At 58.8% G+C, this 18,455-nt stretch carries 19 protein-coding genes; 7 read left to right on the top strand and 12 right to left on the bottom strand.

Annotated features, from left to right (window positions below):
- Positions 1–78: 78 nt before the first annotated feature.
- The 3 genes from BM110_RS02825 to BM110_RS02815 all read right to left on the bottom strand — a co-directional run bounded on the left by BM110_RS02825 (position 79) and on the right by BM110_RS02815 (position 3,359).
- Positions 79–834, bottom strand: a complete 756-nt coding sequence (locus tag BM110_RS02825; RefSeq protein WP_034118315.1) for a DeoR/GlpR family transcriptional regulator — start codon at positions 832–834, stop codon at positions 79–81.
- Positions 835–917: 83 nt separating this feature from the next.
- Entirely contained in the window at positions 918–2,423 is a 1,506-nt protein-coding gene (gene glpK / locus BM110_RS02820; RefSeq protein ID WP_071488708.1) for a glycerol kinase GlpK, read from the bottom strand.
- Positions 2,424–2,501: 78 nt separating this feature from the next.
- Positions 2,502–3,359 carry an MIP/aquaporin family protein gene (locus tag BM110_RS02815; RefSeq protein ID WP_071488709.1) on the bottom strand — a complete coding sequence of 286 codons (858 nt, stop codon included), beginning with the start codon at positions 3,357–3,359 and terminating at the stop codon, positions 2,502–2,504.
- A gap of 329 nt (positions 3,360–3,688) precedes the next feature.
- On the opposite strand from BM110_RS02815, the gene ybaK reads away from it, so the two are divergent.
- Positions 3,689–4,159, top strand: coding sequence for a Cys-tRNA(Pro) deacylase (ybaK, locus tag BM110_RS02810; RefSeq protein ID WP_071488710.1), 471 nt, complete (start codon positions 3,689–3,691; stop codon positions 4,157–4,159).
- A gap of 7 nt (positions 4,160–4,166) precedes the next feature.
- Here ybaK and BM110_RS02805 read toward each other — a convergent pair whose 3' ends face one another.
- Positions 4,167–5,273, bottom strand: coding sequence for an ABC transporter ATP-binding protein (locus BM110_RS02805; RefSeq protein ID WP_071488711.1), 1,107 nt, complete (start codon positions 5,271–5,273; stop codon positions 4,167–4,169).
- Entirely contained in the window at positions 5,270–6,190 is a 921-nt protein-coding gene (gene argF, locus BM110_RS02800; RefSeq protein ID WP_093512282.1) for an ornithine carbamoyltransferase, read from the bottom strand. Before argF ends, BM110_RS02805 begins: the two co-directional genes overlap by 4 nt.
- 435 nt (positions 6,191–6,625) lie before the next feature.
- Between argF and BM110_RS02790 the strand changes: the two genes are divergently transcribed.
- Positions 6,626–8,734, top strand: coding sequence for a molybdopterin oxidoreductase family protein (locus BM110_RS02790; RefSeq protein ID WP_093512280.1), 2,109 nt, complete (start codon positions 6,626–6,628; stop codon positions 8,732–8,734).
- Positions 8,735–8,811: 77 nt separating this feature from the next.
- A complete protein-coding gene (grxD, locus tag BM110_RS02785; RefSeq protein ID WP_016970749.1) occupies positions 8,812–9,150 on the top strand; it encodes a Grx4 family monothiol glutaredoxin in 339 nt (112 codons plus the stop codon).
- A 69-nt stretch (positions 9,151–9,219) separates the two neighbouring features.
- Here grxD and bfr read toward each other — a convergent pair whose 3' ends face one another.
- Entirely contained in the window at positions 9,220–9,690 is a 471-nt protein-coding gene (bfr, locus tag BM110_RS02780) for a bacterioferritin (protein WP_012722487.1), read from the bottom strand.
- Between the two features lie 201 nt (positions 9,691–9,891).
- Positions 9,892–10,110, bottom strand: a complete 219-nt coding sequence (locus BM110_RS02775; RefSeq protein ID WP_093512278.1) for a bacterioferritin-associated ferredoxin — start codon at positions 10,108–10,110, stop codon at positions 9,892–9,894.
- Between the two features lie 244 nt (positions 10,111–10,354).
- Between BM110_RS02775 and BM110_RS02770 the strand changes: the two genes are divergently transcribed.
- On the top strand, positions 10,355–10,957 hold the full coding sequence (locus BM110_RS02770) for a peroxiredoxin (protein WP_003172097.1): 603 nt from the start codon (positions 10,355–10,357) through the stop codon (positions 10,955–10,957).
- Between the two features lie 63 nt (positions 10,958–11,020).
- Here the strand turns inward: BM110_RS02770 and rnt are convergent, their stop codons facing one another.
- Both rnt and pyrC read right to left on the bottom strand, forming a co-directional pair.
- Positions 11,021–11,692, bottom strand: coding sequence for a ribonuclease T (rnt, locus tag BM110_RS02765; protein WP_010564138.1), 672 nt, complete (start codon positions 11,690–11,692; stop codon positions 11,021–11,023).
- Positions 11,689–12,735, bottom strand: coding sequence for a dihydroorotase (gene pyrC / locus BM110_RS02760; protein ID WP_071488714.1), 1,047 nt, complete (start codon positions 12,733–12,735; stop codon positions 11,689–11,691). Before pyrC ends, rnt begins: the two co-directional genes overlap by 4 nt.
- Before the next feature lie 156 nt (positions 12,736–12,891).
- Between pyrC and BM110_RS02755 the strand changes: the two genes are divergently transcribed.
- The 3 genes from BM110_RS02755 to BM110_RS02745 all read left to right on the top strand — a co-directional run bounded on the left by BM110_RS02755 (position 12,892) and on the right by BM110_RS02745 (position 16,402).
- Entirely contained in the window at positions 12,892–13,800 is a 909-nt protein-coding gene (locus BM110_RS02755) for a flagellar protein MotY (protein ID WP_092241056.1), read from the top strand.
- Positions 13,801–13,929: 129 nt separating this feature from the next.
- The gene (locus BM110_RS02750) at positions 13,930–15,147 is read left to right on the top strand and encodes an argininosuccinate synthase (RefSeq protein WP_010212738.1); all 1,218 of its coding nucleotides are present in this window, start codon (positions 13,930–13,932) and stop codon (positions 15,145–15,147) included.
- A gap of 622 nt (positions 15,148–15,769) precedes the next feature.
- On the top strand, positions 15,770–16,402 hold the full coding sequence (locus BM110_RS02745; protein ID WP_058423776.1) for a response regulator transcription factor: 633 nt from the start codon (positions 15,770–15,772) through the stop codon (positions 16,400–16,402).
- A gap of 84 nt (positions 16,403–16,486) precedes the next feature.
- Here the strand turns inward: BM110_RS02745 and BM110_RS02740 are convergent, their stop codons facing one another.
- From BM110_RS02740 to rsxB, 3 genes are all read right to left on the bottom strand, one after another.
- Positions 16,487–16,666, bottom strand: a complete 180-nt coding sequence (locus BM110_RS02740; protein WP_092241058.1) for a PA3496 family putative envelope integrity protein — start codon at positions 16,664–16,666, stop codon at positions 16,487–16,489.
- 107 nt (positions 16,667–16,773) lie between these two features.
- A complete protein-coding gene (gene nth / locus BM110_RS02735; RefSeq protein WP_071488717.1) occupies positions 16,774–17,412 on the bottom strand; it encodes an endonuclease III in 639 nt (212 codons plus the stop codon).
- A gap of 62 nt (positions 17,413–17,474) precedes the next feature.
- On the bottom strand, positions 17,475–18,431 hold the full coding sequence (rsxB, locus tag BM110_RS02730; protein WP_092241059.1) for an electron transport complex subunit RsxB: 957 nt from the start codon (positions 18,429–18,431) through the stop codon (positions 17,475–17,477).
- Positions 18,432–18,455 lie beyond the last annotated feature (24 nt).

The raw sequence follows: 18,455 nt of genomic DNA, 5'->3' as shown, positions 1-18,455 counted from the left end.
GGGGGCAAGCCCCCTCCCACATTGGAATGTGATCAACCTGTGGGAGGGGGCTTGCCCCCGATGGCGTCAGTGCAGACGCTACACCACTTCCAGACGAACTTTGTGGTCATTGAGCAACTGCACCAACGCCGGCACCGGCTGCTGGTCAGTCACTAGGCAGTCCACCAAACTGATCGGCCCCAGGCGAATCATGGCATTGCGCCCGAACTTGCTGGAGTCCGCCGCCAGGATCACCTGGCGCGCATTGGCGATGATCGCCTGGGAAACCCGGACTTCCTGATAGTCAAAGTCGAGCAAGCTGCCATCTTCATCGATACCACTGATGCCCACCAAGGCAAAGTCGACCTTGAACTGGTTGATGAAATCGACACTCGCCTGACCGACCACGCCCCCGTCACGCCGCACATTGCCGCCGGTCAGCAGCACGTCGAAGTCGTCCTTGGCACTGAGCATGGTGGCGACGTTGAGGTTGTTGGTGATGATTTTCAGATGGTTGTGGTTGAGCAGCGCACGGGCGATGGATTCGGTGGTGGTGCCGATATTGATGAACAGCGAGGCGTGATCGGGGATCTGCGCGGCGATGGCTTCGCCGATGCGCTGTTTCTCGTCGCGCATCTGGTCGGCCCGCATGGCGTAGGCGGTGTTTTCGACGCTGGAGTCATAGGCCGCGCCGCCGTGGTAGCGGCGCAGCAGATTGGCGTCCGCCAGCTGGTTGATATCGCGGCGGATGGTTTGCGGGGTAACAACGAAGAGCTGCGCCATTTCCTCGATACTGACATAGCCGCGTTCGCGGACCAGTTCGAGGATTTGTTGTTGGCGGGGAGGCAGATTCATGGGGCGTCCTTTGGGCTGCCATACAAAAGTGGCCCATGATGACGCAGGAATCCGCTCCCTGCCAGTTACAACCCGACGTTGGCTTATTCAGCGCCTTCGTGCGGCTCCCAATCACGGGTGCGGCTGACAGCTTTTTGCCAGCCGGCGTAGAGTTTTTCCTTGGCGGCTTCGTCCAGTTGCGGTTCGAATTCGCGCTCGATCACCGCCTTGCCGCGCAACTCGTCCAGGCTGCCCCAGAAACCGCATGCCAGGCCGGCCAGGTAGGCGGCGCCGAGTGCGGTGGTTTCACGCATTTGTGGGCGCTCGACCTGGGTGCCGAGGATGTCGGCCTGGAATTGCATCAGGAAGTTGTTGGCCACCGCGCCGCCGTCCACACGCAGGGCCTTGAGGCGTTCGCCGGAGTCCTGTTGCATGGCGTCGAGCACGTCGCGGGTCTGGTAGGCAATCGACTCCAGCGCTGCACGAATGATGTGATCCACGCGTACGCCACGGGTCAGGCCGAACAGTGCGCCACGGGCATACGGGTCCCAGTAGGGCGCGCCCAGGCCGGTAAACGCGGGTACCAGGTACACGCCGTTGCTGTCCTTGACCTTGCCGGCAAAGTATTCGGTGTCGTGGGCATCGTTGATGATTTTCAGCTCATCACGCAGCCACTGCACGGTGGAACCGCCGTTGAATACAGCACCTTCCAGGGCGTAGGCCACTTCGCCACGCGGACCGCAGGCGATGGTGGTTAGCATGCCGTGCTTGGACTTCACCGCTTTGTCGCCGGTGTTCATCAGCAGGAAGCAGCCGGTGCCGTAGGTGTTCTTGGCCTGGCCGGCCTCGACGCACATCTGGCCGAACAGGGCGGCCTGTTGGTCGCCGGCGATACCGCCGATGGCGATGCCGCTTTTGGTACGGCCGTAGATTTCCGAGGAGGACTTCACTTCCGGCAGCATTTCGCGCGGCACGTCGAGGATCTCCAGCATCTTCGCATCCCACTCGAGGGTGTGGATGTTGAAGAGCATGGTGCGCGAAGCGTTGGTGTAGTCGGTGACGTGGGTCTTGCCGCCGGTAAATTTCCAGATCAGCCAGCTGTCGACGGTGCCGAACAGCAGCTCGCCGTTGCGCGCACGCTCGCGACTGCCTTCGACGTTGTCGAGGATCCACTTGAGCTTGGTGCCGGAGAAGTACGGGTCGGTGACCAGGCCGGTGGTGTCGCCGATGTATTGCTCGTGGCCGTCGCGCTTGAGCTGCTGGCAGATCTCGGTGCTGCGGCGGCACTGCCAGACGATCGCGTTGTAGATCGGGCGACCGGTGACTTTGTCCCACACCACGGTGGTTTCACGCTGGTTGGTGATACCGATGGCGGCGACCTGGTCATGGTGCAGGCCCGCTTGAGCCAGGGCCTCGACCATCACGGCGCTCTGGGTGGCGAAGATTTCCATCGGGTCATGTTCGACCCAGCCCGCCTGCGGGTAATGCTGGGCGAATTCGCGCTGGGCGGTGCAGACCACGTTGGCGTCACGATCGAAGATGATCGCCCGGGAACTGGTGGTGCCTTGGTCAAGGGCGATGATGTAGTTCTTATTCTGAATATCGGTCATGTCGAATGCCTTGGAAAATAAGAAAGTCGGTAATCAGCCTGGGCCGTAAAAAGGGCAGGTACGTTCAGGCTGGCGCTATCAGGAAATACGGGTCTTGCCGTTGACAGCCGTGTCAGGTGTTGCTTCAGCTATAGCAGGTGCGGCGCTCGGCAGGTGACGGGCAATCAGCCCGCGATAGGCCGCGGCGCCGAGGCATGCGCCGACAATCGGCGCGAAAATCGGTACGAGGAAGTAAGGAATATCGCGGCCGCCAGTGAAGGCCATTTCACCCCAACCCGCAAAAAAGGTCATCAGCTTGGGCCCGAAATCCCGCGCCGGGTTCATCGCAAAGCCGGTCAACGGGCCCATGGCGCTGCCGATCACTGCGATCAGCAGGCCGATCAGCAGGGGCGCCAACGGGCCGCGTGGCAGGCCGTTGTTGTCATCGGTGAGGGCCATGATCACGCCCATCAGGATGGCGGTGATGACCATTTCCACCAGGAACGCCTGGGCGGTGCTCAGCAGCGCATGGGGGTAGGTGGAGAACACCGACGCCAATTCCAGGCTGGCCTGGGAGCCGCGCACCATATGGTGGGTTTGTTCGTAATCGAAAAACAGGTTGCTGTAGAGCGTGTATACCAAGGCCGCCGAGCAGAAGGCGCCGGCGATCTGGGCGAGAATGTAGAAGGGCAGTTTGCGCTTTTCGAAGTCGGCGAAAATGCACAGCGCGATGCTGACAGCCGGGTTGAGGTGGGCTCCGGAAATACCGGCGCTCAGGTAGATCGCCATGCTGACGCCGACCCCCCAGATGATACTGATCTCCCACAAGCCAAAGCTGGCACCCGCGACCTTGAGCGCAGCGACACATCCTGTACCGAAGAAGATCAGAAGCGCAGTCCCCAGGAATTCGGCCATGCATTGGCTCGAAAGTGAAGGCTGTTGAAGAGCAGTTGTCATGGAAAACCTCAGTTGTTGTTCTTGTCTGGCGCACAACCTCAACGGGCTGTTGCGCGATTTTCACCGTGGCAGGGATCCCCATCCCGACCATGGCTTACTGCTTTGAACGCTGCGGGTGTATTCCTACAGTATTCGGAAACGAAAAAATATAGACAAGAATGACGGCTGTCAAAGGTCGAAAGTGAACTGTCAGTCACTTTCAAACTATTGGTCTGGTGAATGATCACGCTTGTCACATTGCGCTTGTAGCACAAGAGTGTGCGGACTAGAGCGTTTTACGTGGGCTTGGCCTAGAATTGGCCATCTGTTTGCCACGCCTCGGAGACGCTATGACGCCCGCATTGGACCTGTTGAAAAAAGTTCGCGCCGAACATCGAGTCCACAGTTACGAACATGACCCAAAGGCGGCGTCCTATGGGCTGGAGGCCGCGGAAAAATTGGGCCTGGACCCGGCGCAGGTGTTCAAGACCTTGCTGGCCAGCAGCGAGAAGGGCGAATTACTGGTGGCAGTGGTGCCGGTCGTCGGAAGTCTGGATCTGAAGGCCCTGGCGCACGCGGCAGGCGTCAAGAAAGTCGAAATGGCCGACCCGGCGGCCGCGCAACGCTCCACTGGCTATCTGTTGGGCGGCATCAGCCCGCTGGGTCAGAAAAAGCGTCTGCGCACGTTTATCGATGTGACGGCGCAGCCGTTCGCGACGATTTTTGTGAGCGCGGGGAGGCGCGGGTTGGAGGTTGAGCTGCCGGCGGCGGTGCTGGCTGAGCATACCCAGGCCAAGTTCGCGGAAATTGGCCGGGTATGACGGGGCTTTATACCGGGCTGTAACGCCGTACGCCGGATTCGACTGGAGGGAGGTGTGCGGCCGTGCTGCCGGACGCCTGGAACAACACCAGGTGCTCGGCGGCCACTCGAATTCCCACATCCGCACCGACCTGATGATCGGCATGGCTCGGAAAAATCGACTCCAACTGCGCGCCGGTCGGCAGTTGCAGGCGGTACAGCGTCGATGCGCCGAGGAACGTCTTGCCGACGATCCGCGCTTTCAACCCGCTGTCCGGCGCGTAGACGATGTCATCCGGGCGCAGCAACACATCCACCGCACCGCCGGTAGGCCAGGTGTAGGCGCGGTTGCCGCGCAGCTCACCCAGTTCGGTGCTGACCGATTCCGGCGAGCTCAATTGACCACGGATGAAGTAACCCTGGCCGATAAAGCTGGCGACGTAAGGTGTCTGCGGTTCGTGATAAAGGTTGTAGGGCGTGTCCCACTGTTCGAGACGGCCCTCTTTGAACACGCCGACCTGGTCGCTGACGGCGAAGGCTTCTTCCTGGTCATGGGTCACCAGGATCGCGCTGGTGCCGCGAGCCTTGAGGATGTCGCGCACTTCGTGGCTGAGCTTGCGTCGCAACTCGCCATCGAGGTTGGAGAAAGGCTCATCCAGCAACAGCAAGGCCGGTTCTGGCGCCAGGGCACGGGCGAGGGCGACGCGTTGTTGCTGGCCGCCGGATAGCTCATGAGGGAAGCGCTTGCCCAGGTTCTTCAGGTTTACCAGCTCCAGCAACTCGGCAACCACCCGGTCTTTTTGCGGGTGCTTGCGAATACCGAAGGCAATGTTGTCGGCCACGCTCAGGTGAGGAAACAGCGCGTAGTCCTGGAACACCATGCCGATGCGACGTTTCTCAGGGGCCAAGGTGAAGCCGGCACTGGAGATCACTTCGCCGGCCAGGCTGATTTCACCTTCGTGCACCGGCTCAAACCCGGCAATCGCTCGTAGCGTGGTGGTCTTGCCGCAGCCCGAGGAGCCCAGCAGGCAACCGATGTCGCCCGCATTGAGGTGCAGGTTGAGGTTCTGTACCACCCGTTGATCTTGATAGCCGCATGCCAGGTTGCGCAGGTTCAGCAGTAATGGATGGCTCATGCGTGGTGGTACGACGGTGGCACGAGGAATTCGAGCAGGGCCTTTTGTGCATGCAGGCGGTTTTCAGCCTGGTCCCAGGCGACCGAGCGAGGGTCGTCGAGCAGGTCGGTGCTGATCTCTTCACCACGGTGGGCCGGCAGGCAATGCATGAACAGGACATCGGGCGCGGCCAGGTCGAGCAGGGCGCGGGTCACCTGATACGGGGCGAACAGGGCCAGGCGCTTGGCGGTTTCGTCTTCCTGGCCCATGGAGGTCCACACGTCGGTGCTCACCAGGTGGGCGCCGATCACCGCGTCACGCGGATCGCGGACCAGGGTCACGCGGTCGCCGGCTTGCGCCAGGAAACGCGCGTCAGGCTCGTAGCCTACCGGGCAGGCCGCGCGCAGTTGGAAGTCGAATTGGATGGCCGCTTCTATATAGCTGTTGCACATGTTGTTGCCGTCGCCGATCCAGGCCACGGTCTTGCCCTGGATCGAGCCACGGTGTTCAAGGAAGGTTTGCATGTCGGCCAGCAGTTGGCACGGGTGCAGGTCATCGGACAGGCCGTTGATCACCGGTACACGGGAGTTGGCGGAAAATTCGGTCACGGTGCTGTGGGCGAAGGTACGGATCATCACGGCATCGAGCATGCTCGACATCACTTTCGCGCTGTCGGCGATCGGCTCGCCACGGCCCAGTTGGGTGTCGCGCGAGGACAGGAAGATAGCCTGGCCACCGAGTTGGATCATGCCGGCTTCGAACGACACACGGGTGCGGGTCGACGACTTCTCGAAGATCATGCCGAGCACGCGGTTTTTCAAAGGCTCGAACAGTACGCCGCGGTTACGCAGGTCTTTAAGCTCAATGCCTCGACGGATCACGCTGACCAGCTCTTCGGGCGTGCAATCCATCAGGGAGAGAAAGTGCCTTGCGCTCATCATTAACTACCTTTTTGCAACAGACCGCAGATACTCAAAGCCTTGTTTGTTGTGACAACGGGCGAGACCTGCGGCGAAAGCCGCACGGGGCGACGAAATAGGGGAAGGCGCGATCTTATAATTAAATGTCGCGTCTTACCAATAGGGCTACGGTTTTTAAGGGTGTTCAAGCAGGGCGCCGAAGCGCTTTTGAAGATGAATTCCAGACAGCAGCGGGCCATTTGTACACTGGCGCCGAGACCTTTTGCAATGCGCGGAGGCGGGCGCAGACCAGGCTGCGTCGGTTTCAGAGGCTATGGGGCGGGTTTTGAAACATTTGCTCACGCTTGCTCATGGCCGGGCCTGATGCTGGTCGATTCACGTGGCGAACGTTGCTGGCGCGCCTGCCGCTCCCGGCCCATAGTGGGATCAATGCCCCTATAAAAGAGACTGGCCATGACCAAGACTCTCCATCACCGTGCCTGCCATCTGTGTGAAGCCATTTGTGGCCTGACCCTGGAAACCACCCAGGCCGACGACGGCAGCCTGGCGATCACCTCGATCAAAGGGGATCCGCTGGATACATTCAGTCGCGGGCATATCTGCCCCAAGGCTGTGGCGCTGCAGGATATCCAGAATGACCCCGACCGCCTGCACCAGCCGATGTTGCGGGTGGGCCGTGAATGGCAGCCGATTGCGTGGGAAGACGCCTTTGCGCTTGTAGCCGAGCGGCTTTCAGGGATTCAGGCGCGGCACGGGCAGAATGCAGTGGCGGTGTATCAGGGCAATCCCAGCGTGCACAACTACGGACTGATGACCCACAGCAATTACTTCCTCGGCCAGTTGAAGACGCGCAATCGGTTTTCTGCCACCTCGGTAGATCAGTTACCCCATCACCTCACCAGCTACCTCATGTACGGCCATGGCCTGCTATTGCCAATCCCGGATATAGATCACACCGACTTCATGTTGATTCTGGGCGGCAACCCACTGGCGTCCAACGGCAGCATCATGACCGTGCCTGATGTGGAGAAGCGCCTCAAGGCGATCCAGGCCCGGGGTGGCAGAGTGGTGGTGGTCGACCCACGGCGCAGCGAGACGGCGGCGATGGCCGACCAGCACCTGTTCGTGCGCCCGGGTGGTGATGCGGCATTGCTGTTCGGAGTGCTCAACACGTTGTTTAGCGAGAACCTGACCCGCACCAGCCATTTGCCGGTTGAAGGCCTTGAGGAGGTTCGTCGCGCCATCGCTGGCTTTACCGCCGAGGCCATGAGCCGTCAGTGTGCGGTGCCTGCCGAACAGATCCGCCAGTTGGCGCGGGACTTTGCTGCCGCCGACAAGGCGGTGTGTTACGGACGCATGGGGGTATCGACCCAGGCGTTCGGCACGCTGTGCCATTGGCTGGTGCAACTGATCAACCTGGTGACCGGCAACCTGGACCGCGTGGGGGGGGCGCTGTGCACCACGCCGGCGGTGGATCTGGTGGCATCGACTGGTGGTGGGCATTTCAATCGTTGGCAGAGCCGGGTTTCCGGGCGCCCGGAGTATGGCGGCGAGCTTCCGGTGTCAGCATTGGCCGAAGAAATGCTCACCGAAGGGGAAGGACAAATCCGTGCGTTGGTGACGGTGGCGGGCAACCCGGTGTTGTCGACGCCCAACGGCCGGCAGTTGGAACAAGCCCTCGACGGATTGGAGTTCATGGTCAGCATCGACCTTTATATCAACGAAACCACGCGCTATGCCGACCTGATCCTGCCGTCCACGTCGGCGCTGGAGAATGATCACTACGACACCACCTTCAATATGTTCGCGGTGCGCAATGTCACCCGCTTCAATCGCGCAATCCTGCCCAAGCCTGCGGGCGCGCTGCATGACTGGGAGATCTTTGTCGGACTGGCCAAGGCCTTTGCCGCACAGACGGGCGCGGCGCTCAAGCCGACCATGCCGCCTGCGCAGATGATCGACTTCGGGCTGCGTGCCGGGGTGTACGGTGATGCGTCCAGCCACAAGTTGTCGGTGGCCGTGCTGGCGGACCATCCTCATGGTGTGGACTTGGGGCCGCTGCAGCCCAATCTTGCGGCACGCTTGAAAACCGTTGATGGCAAGGTACAGGCGGCGCCGGGGGTGATCCTTGCCGACCTGGCGCGTTTTGCCGCGCAGCCAGTGCCGGCGGCCGACGAACTGCTGTTGATCGGCCGCCGTCACGTGCGCAGCAATAATTCCTGGATGCACAACTACCATCGGCTGGTGAAGGGCAAGCCACGTCATCAATTGCTCATGCACCCGGATGATCTGGCCAGTCGGCAGTTGAGCGATGGGCAGCGCGTGCGCGTGAGTTCGCGCATCGGCATGATTGAAGTGGAAGTCCTGGCCAGCCTGGACATGATGCCCGGCGTAGTCAGCCTTCCGCATGGTTGGGGCCATGGCCGTCCAGGCGTGCAGATGACAATCGCCAGCGGACAGCCGGGGGCGAGCGCCAACGATTTGACCGACGAGCGGCAGTTGGATCAGTTGTCGGGCAATGCCGCACTCAATGGCGTTCCGGTGCAGGTAGCAGCCGCCTGAGCACCACGCTGGAATTTTGCGTTACAATGCGCCACCGTGCCGACCTGTGAGTCGCAAAGTTCCAGCCGAGGTGTTCCATGGATATCATCGAAACGATCAAAGAGCAGATTGCCAACAACACCATTCTGCTTTACATGAAGGGCGCGCCTAATGCTCCTCAGTGCGGTTTCTCCGCGAAAGCTTCCCAGGCCATCATGGCGTGCGGCGAGAAATTCGCTTACGTGGATATCCTGCAAAACCCTGAAATCCGCGCCAACCTGCCGAAGTACGCCAACTGGCCGACCTTCCCACAACTGTGGGTTGCCGGTGAACTGGTCGGCGGCAGCGACATCATCGTTGAGATGGCGGCTGATGGTTCGTTGCAAACGCTGATCAAAGAAGCGGCGGCAAATGCGGCGGCCAAGACCGACGCGTGATTGGCCTGCAATAAAAAGCCCCGCTTCTCGAGAGAGAGCGGGGCTTTTTTGCTTCTACAGGAAGCGGAGTTACTCGCCCATCTGCGACTGCAGGTAGTTTTCCAGGCTGACTTTATCGATCAGGCCCAGTTGGGTTTCCAGCCAGTCGATGTGTTCTTCCTGGTCTTCCAGGATGTCTTCCAGCAGTTCGCGGCTGCCGAAGTCACCTTTGGTTTCACAGTGAGCAATGGCGGCCTTGAGGTCGCTGTGGCTCTTGCGCTCGAAACCCAGGTCGCTGCTTATCATTTCCTGGGTATGCTCGCCGATGTTCAGCTTGCCCAGGTCCTGCACGTTCGGCAGGCCTTCCAGGAACAGGATGCGCTTGATCAGCGCGTCCGCGTCCTTCATGGCTTTGATCGATTCTTTGTATTCGCGCTTGCCCAGCTTTTCCAGGCCCCAATCGTCATACATGCGTGCATGCAGAAAGTACTGATTGATCGCGACCAGTTCATTGGCAAGGATTTTGTTGAGTTGCTGGATGACTGAGATGTCGCCTTTCATGACTGGGGTCCTGCCCTGTAATAGCTGTGTATAAAGCGGAGTTTGAGCGGCGAAATCCCTAGTGTCAAACCTAAGTTATTGAATAATAAATGAAAATTAATCGGAATAAGAATGTTTGTGTTCCGCGTCTTAGCGCTAACTTATTGAATTGCGGGCATAAAAAAACCGGACACTAAGTCCGGTTCTTTAAAACATGCCTAATCAGACGTGTGTAAATTCTGCTGAATAGGGGAGCGCAGCCTGAGCGGTCTGCAGCTGTGTCAGGGTTTCCCGTACCACTTGCTTGGCGAGGCAAGCACATTTGCCACACTGGCTGGCAACGCCGGTGGCTTCACGCACTTCCTTGTAGCTGCAGCAACCTTCATAGATTGCTTCGCGGATTTTTCCGTCGGTGACGCCAGTACAAAGGCACACATACATAAGGGAGAACCATCGCGGGTTTAAGGCTTAAGTGCGGTGGATCTTAATGTTAACGAGAATGATTGTCAAAGTAGAATCGTAGGGTATTCACTGGCACCGTGCCCGCACTGACGAACGGTTTTTTCAGTGTATGATGGTCGGTCTTCACGAAGCGTGACTGCGTCACAGGGCTGTCGCTTATAAACGGCAGACTCGAGGCCGGTCCTTTTACTTCAATCGTCACCCTTACATCAGGAGATAACCAATGAGCGTACTCGTCGGCAAACAAGCCCCGGATTTCGACGTACCTGCCGTCCTCGGCAATGGCGAAATCGTAGACAGCTTCAAACTGTCTGAAGCCATCAAAGGCAAATACGGCCTGGTGTTCTTCTACCCGCTGGACTTCACCTTCGTCTGCCCGTCGGAGCTGATCGCTCTGGACCACCGCATGGACGATTTCAAGGCGCGCAACGTTGAAGTGGTAGCCGTTTCCATCGATTCCCATTTCACCCACAACGCCTGGCGCAACACCGCCATCAATGATGGCGGCATCGGCAAAGTGAAATACACCATGGCTGCCGATATGAAGCACGACATCGCCAAGGCCTACGACGTTGAGTCCGAAGGCGGCGTGGCCTTCCGTGGCGCGTTCCTGATCGACGACAAAGGCGTGGTTCGCTCCCAGATCATCAACGACCTGCCACTGGGTCGTAACATGGAAGAGCTGATCCGTCTGGTCGACGCCCTGCAATTCCACGAAGAGCACGGCGAAGTCTGCCCTGCCAACTGGAAAAAAGGCGACAAAGGCATGAACGCTTCGCCGGAAGGTGTTGCGGCTTACCTGACCGAGAACGCCGGCAAGCTGTAAGCCACGTTTGCGGCAAAAAAACCGGCCTGAGAAGGCCGGTTTTTTTATGCGCGGGATTCCACTTCAGTCGTTGAAGTCTTCCCAGCCGCCCATCTGTTTCCAGCGATTGACGATGCCGCAGAACAGCTCGGCCGTCTTCTCTGTGTCGTAGCGGGCCGAATGAGCCTCACGACCGTCAAAGTCGATGCCGGCTGCCTGGCAGGCTTTGGCCAGCACGGTCTGGCCATACGCCAGCCCGGCGAGAGTAGCGGTGTCAAAGCTGGAGAACGGGTGAAACGGGTTGCGCTTCATGTCCAACCGCGCCACGGCGGCATTCAGGAAGCCCAGGTCAAAGCTGCTATTGTGGCCGACCAGGATCGCGCGTTTGCAGCCATTGGCCTTCAATGCCTTGCGCACGCCACGGAAGATATCGGTCAGTGCCGCTTCTTCACTTACTGCCATGCGCAATGGGTGATCGAGCTTGATCCCGGTGAACTCCAAGGCAGCCGCCTCGATATTGGCGCCTTCGAACGGCTCGACGCGGAAGAAGTGGGTGTGTTCCGGGAACACAAAACCCTGTTCGTCCATGCCGATAGTCGTCGCGGCGATTTCCAGCAGCGCATCGGTGGCGCAGTTGAAACCACCGGTTTCTACGTCGATGACAACCGGCAGATAGCCGCGGAACCGCTCGGCCATCGGATGACGGGATCCGCCACCGCTGTGCTCGTGTTCGTCATCGTAATGGTCTTCACTCACTTGCTTTCCTCCAGCAGGCGCCAGCGCAGTGTTTCACCGGCGCGCAGCGGGATGACAGTCAGCTCGCCAAACGGCAGGCTGGCAGGGGCGGTCCAGTCTTCACGAACCAGGGTAATGCGATCGGTATTCGCCGGCAGGCCGTAGAAACGCGGGCCATTGAGGCTGGCGAACCCTTCGAGCTTGTCCAGCGCGTTGCGTTGTTCGAACGCTTCAGCGTACAGCTCGATGGCGGCATAGGCGGTGTAGCAGCCGGCACAACCGCACGCGGCTTCTTTGGCGTGCTGGGCGTGAGGCGCGGAGTCGGTGCCGAGGAAAAACTTCGGATTGCCGCTGGTCGCCGCATCCAGCAAGGCCACCTGGTGCGTGTTGCGCTTGAGGATCGGCAGGCAATAGAAGTGCGGCCGAATCCCGCCTACCAGCATGTGGTTGCGGTTGTACAGCAGGTGATGCGCGGTGATGGTCGCACCGACGTTGGCCGAGGCCTCGGTGACGAACTGCACTGCATCGGCAGTGGTGATGTGCTCGAACACGACCTTGAGGGTCGGGAACAGCTCCACCACGCGACGCATGTGTTCGTCGATGAAGATCTTCTCGCGATCGAACACGTCCACATCGCCACGGGTGACTTCACCGTGGATCAGCAGCGGCATGCCGACGTCGGCCATGGCTTCGATGGCCGGCAGGATCTTGTCGATACTGGTCACGCCGGAATCGGAGTTGGTGGTGGCGCCGGCCGGGTACAGTTTGGCGGCGTGCACAAACCCACTGGCCTTGGCCTCGCGAATTTCTTCGGGCTGGGTGCGGTCGGTAAGGTACAGCACCATCAGCGGTTCGAACCGGCTGCCGGCCGGCCGTGCAGCGAGGATACGCTGGCGGTAGGCATCGGCTTGCTCGGCGTTACGCACCGGAGGAACCAGGTTAGGCATGATGATGGCGCGGCCAAAGGTACGCGCCACATCGGCCACGGTGTGGGGTAACGCAGCACCATCGCGAAGATGAATATGCCAGTCGTCGGGACGCAGCAGGGTCAGGCGGTCGGACATTGGGGATTCCAGGCGGGTCAATCTGGGGGGAATGCTACCGGAAAAGACTCTATCAGGCACTCGCTATCAAGTTTTGCAGGATGCAACCGATAGCCTTTTGTATGCCTTATCGATGTATGACGCTTTGAAGTGTTGTAGAAACCAGTGGAGCCTCCCGTGCGCCAGCATTATCTAGCCCTGCTCAGTGTGTTCGCCAGCCTGCCCGCGATGGCCCTCACGTTCCAGACACGTCTGGAGAACATTGAGTGGAAGGTAGAGGGCGACCAGTTCGAGTGCCGTCTGACCCAGCCGATCACAGACTTCGGTTCGGGTGAGTTCGTGCGCCGGGCGGGTGAGCAGGCAACATTTCGTCTGAAAGCCTATAACGGTTCGCTGGGCACAGGCTCGGCCACCTTGTTGGCCGCCGCCGCCCCTTGGCAGCCAGGCCGAGGCGATATCAACCTCGGCGCCGTGCGTGCCGGTAGTGGCGATGTGTTGTTCAATAGCTCGCAGGCCCAGGCCGGTCGCCTGTTCACCGGACTGCTGGAAGGGCGCAGCCCGACGGTCCGCCACTACGGCCGTGAAGGCGGCTACTCCGAAATCCGCTTGTTGCCGGTGAAATTCAATAAGGCTTATAACGACTACCAGCTGTGCACCGCCAAGCTGTTGCCGATGAATTACGATCAGGTCAAACAGACCGAAGTCGGATTCCCGGGTGGCGGTATCGAGTTGGACGCAGCCGCCAAGAAGAAACTCGACGTGATTCTTGCATTCATGAAAGCCGACCCGACGGTCAACCATATCGAGTTGAATGGCCATTCGGACAACAGCGGCAACCGCCTGACCAATCGCGACGTCTCTCGCCGCCGTGGCTTGGCGGTGATGGACTACTTCAAGGCCAACGGTATCCAGGAGTCGCAGATCACCCTGCGCTTCCATGGCGAAAGCTACCCCCTTGCGCCCAACACCAATGCGGCCAACCGGGCACGCAATCGTCGTGTGAATATCCAGCTTGAACGCGTGGCAGCCCCCGAGAAGCCGGCGCCCCAAGCCACTGGCGCAAGTAATCCTGCACACACGTCTTAAGGTGCGACCATCGGTCGTCCGTTCGACATAATCTGTCGCTTTATCTTCATTTGCTGTCGCGCCCCTGTAAATCCACGGTTTTGGTCGGTAGAATCGACGCCTTTCCGTACAACCCCGTGGAGTGATGGCATGGCCGACGTAAACAAGGTCGTTCTCGCGTATTCCGGCGGCCTGGACACTTCGGTGATCCTAAAGTGGCTGCAGGATACTTATAACTGTGAAGTGGTGACCTTCACCGCTGACCTGGGTCAGGGCGAAGAGGTCGAACCTGCACGTGCCAAGGCGCAAGCCATGGGCGTGAAAGAGATCTACATTGACGACCTGCGCGAAGAGTTCGTCCGCGATTTCGTCTTCCCGATGTTTCGCGCCAACACCGTCTACGAAGGCGAATACCTGCTGGGTACTTCCATCGCACGTCCGCTGATTGCCAAGCGCCTGATCGAAATCGCCAACGAAACCGGCGCCGACGCCATTTCCCACGGTGCTACCGGCAAGGGCAACGACCAGGTGCGTTTCGAGCTGGGCGCCTATGCACTCAAGCCAGGCGTGAAAGTGATCGCCCCTTGGCGTGAATGGGACCTGCTGTCCCGTGAAAAACTGATGGATTACGCTGAAAAGCACGCGATCCCGATCGAGCGTCACGGCAAGAAGAAGTCCCCGTACTCGATGGATGCCAACCTGCTGCACATCTCCTATGAAGGCGGCGTGCTGGAAGACACCTGGACCGAGCACGAAGAAGACATGTGGAAATGGACCGTCTCCCCGGAGAACGCTCCAGACAAGCCGCAATACCTGGAACTGACCTACCGCAATGGCGACATCGTCGCGCTGGACGGCGTCGAAATGACCCCGGCCACTGTGCTGGCGACCTTGAACCGTATCGGTGGCGAACACGGTATCGGCCGTCTCGACATCGTCGAGAACCGCTACGTGGGCATGAAGTCCCGTGGTTGCTACGAAACCCCAGGTGGCACCATCATGCTGCGCGCCCACCGGGCCATCGAATCCATCACCCTGGACCGCGAAGTGGCTCACCTCAAAGACGAGCTGATGCCCAAGTACGCCAGCCTGATCTACACCGGCTACTGGTGGAGCCCTGAGCGTCTGATGCTGCAACAGATGATCGATGCTTCCCAGGTGCATGTGAACGGCGTTGTGCGCCTGAAGCTGTACAAGGGCAACGTGATCGTCACCGGTCGCAAGTCTGATGAGTCGTTGTTCGACGCCAACATCGCTACCTTCGAAGAAGATGGCGGCGCCTACAATCAGGCGGACGCAGCAGGCTTTATCAAGTTGAACGCACTGCGCATGCGCATTGCGGCCAACAAAGGTCGCTCGTTGTTCTAAGTCTCAGCCGGTTTTAAGAATGGCCCCTTATTCAGGGGCCATTTTTTTGTCTATGGATTTTGTGTGGAATTGCGATGTTTATAGCTGGTTAAACATTTGTTGATGTTTTTCAGTCGACGCATTTTCAAATGCACCTTCGAGGGTGCTGTTGTTGAAAGTTTGTAGGGCGAATGATTTTTTTACACCTGACTAGGAACTGGTCTTACAGAAGATTCACTCATGAAAGTGAGGCAAACGTATAAAGCACGGAATACGCTGTAGGAATTAAGGGTGTAAGAGAATATGTTAAATGGAACTAAAACAGTCGGACATTTCTTGTCGGGATTCTTGAGTGGAGTGCAGAGGGAAGGGGCATTTCCTGAGAGTTGTGTGCGGCACGTTTACCCACCCCCTGATACTCCATGGATATTTCACTCAAAATATGTAAGTCCCCGGAAAGGTCTGAAAGGATCTATAAAACTGGATACATCTGAGTTGGCGTTTTTTTGTAGGGCGATTCCTTTATCGCTGTGGGGTGGGTCTCTGCTTGCTGTTGCTCGGGGGGGAACGCTATGCCAACCAGGAAACGACTAGGCTATTGTGCTTGCTCTAAATAATTCGAACAGCGAAATTGGACTTTCTCATGAATAAAGTGCTGATCGTGGATGATCATCCCGTCATTCGTCTTGCTGTGCGTATGCTAATGGAGCGTCATGGTTATGAGGTCGTTGCCGAGACCGATAACGGTGTCGATGCATTGCAACTTGCACGGGAGCATATGCCGGACATTGTCATACTGGATATTGGGATTCCCAAACTTGACGGGCTGGAAGTTATTTGCCGGCTGTCTTCTACCAAGCAATCCGTGCCCTTCAAGGTGCTGGTGCTGACGTCCCAGGCCCCTGGCCATTTTTCCATGCGTTGCATGCAGGCGGGGGCTGCCGGCTACGTGTGCAAGCAACAGGACCTGACCGAGTTGCTGAGTGCGATCAAGGCGGTGCTGTCGGGCTACAGCTACTTCCCCAACCAGGCACTCAACTCGGTACGCTCCACCATGGGCAATGCCAGCGAGGCCGATATGGTCGAGCGTCTGTCGGGTCGGGAAATGATGGTATTGCAGCAGTTGGCCCGGGGCCGGACCAACAAGGAGATTGCCGACGGCATGTTCCTCAGCAACAAGACCGTCAGCACCTACAAGACACGTTTGCTGCTCAAGCTCAACGCCCGCTCCCTTGTGGACCTGATCGAACTGGCCCAGCGTAACGGCTTGGTATAGAGGAGGGCACTGCAGCGCACATTGTCTGGGTGACCGGCAGAAAAAAGCCTCCGTAAGGGAGGCTTCCGGCCGTCGACCGTTCGATCACAGATCGAAGTCGTAATCTGCCAGCTGTTTTTGCAAGCGTCGTTCTTCCAGAAGATTGTCGATGGTGCGGCGTTTGCTCAAATTGGTCTTGGCTACCTCAATGGGTGCTTCTGCCCCATCGTCATCCGACTCAACAAGGTCGTCTTCCACTTCCAGTTGTTCTTTGCCAGTGCTCATAAGGTTCACTCCGGGCTAGGACTGCCGTTGGCGCTCCTTATAACGATAATCCATGATCGGGTAAAAAAGATTTTTTCAATCGGCTGATCGAAAAAACCAATGATCCCTCAATCGTCGGACGTCTTGTCCTTGTATTCGCACAGGTCTTCGATACGACAGCTGCCGCAACGCGGCCTGCGGGCCTGGCAAACGTAGCGTCCATGAAGGATCAGCCAGTGGTGAGAGTCCAGTAGATAGGGCTTGGGTACAAACTTCATCAACTGCTTTTCGACCTCAACCACGTTCTTCCCACGGGCAATGCCGGTTCTGTTGCTGACCCGGAAGATATGGGTGTCCACCGCCATCGTCAGTTGCCTGAACGCGGTGTTGAGCACCACATTGGCAGTTTTACGACCGACTCCTGGCAGGGCTTCCAAGGCTTCACGGGTTTGTGGCACTTCACCGCCATGCAGTTCCACCAGCAGGCGGCAAGTCTCGATAACGTTTTTGGCTTTGCTGTTGTAGAGGCCGATGGTCTTGATGTACTCAGACAACCCTTCCACACCCAGGGCATAGATCGCCTCTGGTGTGTTCGCCACGGGATACAGCTTGGCCGTGGCCTTATTGACGCCGACGTCGGTGGATTGGGCCGACAGGATCACCGCAATCAGCAACTCGAACGGCGAGGTGTAGGCCAGTTCGGTCTTGGGTTCTGGATTGTCTTCGTGAAGCCTGCGGAATATTTCCAGGCGTTTTGCGGCGTTCATGGGGCGGTGGGTTCCTTGCAGAAGGTCGGCGGGATTGTATCAACACACACCCGGTTTGCAGATCAGGCGTTGTTGAGCGCATCCATTTGGCGCTGCGCGTCCTCCAGCTTGCGTTGCGCCTCGGCCAGTTGCCGAGGTTCGATGTTCAGGTCCTGGGCTTTCTTCAGTTCCGCTCGACGCATCGCCAGCTGGATTTTGGCGCGTTTCAGATCAGCAGTGTTGCTGGATGACGTCGCTGCTTTCGGTACGACACCCACCTCCAAGGCGGCCAGCGCTTGTTCCGCCGCTTCGAATTGCCGTTGCAGGATGATCAACTGCGACTGCTGTTCAAAGGTCGGAGGGTGACCAAACGCCTTCAAGGATTTGTGCAATTGGGCCCGGCTCATTGCGACAGCGATTTTAGCTTTCTTGATCGCGACATCCTGTGCCGTATCGGCTTGCACAGGTAAAACCGGCACGGAGCGCTTGGTCCGGGCCTGGCGTTCAGCGAGTTTTTGCGCTTCCTCCCGTTGCAGGCGCGCATTGCGTTGCTCATACCGTCGCCTTGCCCGGTCGCGCTTGAGGTGGCGTTCATGGCGTTGCTGATCATTTGTCGCCAGGCCACCGACAATCGGCAATACGGTGGTTGTCGGGCGCATTTCAATGCAGTCGACGGGGCAGGGCGCGACGCAGAGGTCGCAACCGGTGCATTCATCCATGATGACGGTGTGCATCAGCTTGGCGGCGCCGACGATTGCGTCTACGGGGCAGGCCTGGATGCACTTGGTGCAACCGATGCACTCAGCTTCGCGGATGTAGGCAACCTGGGCGGGTGCTTCCCCGCGACTGGCGTCCAGATCCAGCACCGGCACCTGCAGCAACCGTGCAACGTCGGCGATGGTTTCCTGGCCACCGGGCGGGCACTTGTTGATCGCCTCGCCACGGGTGATGCCCTCGGCGTAAGGCTTGCAACCCGGGTGCCCGCACTTGCCGCATTGGGTCTGCGGCAGCAGTGCGTCGATGCGTTGAATGAGGTTCATGCTGTGATCACAGGCATAGCAAAC

Origin of the sequence: Pseudomonas sp. NFPP28, assembly GCF_900115535.1 — a bacterium.
In the GTDB taxonomy this organism is placed as follows: Bacteria; Pseudomonadota; Gammaproteobacteria; order Pseudomonadales; family Pseudomonadaceae; genus Aquipseudomonas; species Aquipseudomonas extremorientalis.
The sequence above is the reverse complement of the archived record's forward strand: the minus strand, read 5'-3'. Positions and strand labels throughout refer to the sequence as shown.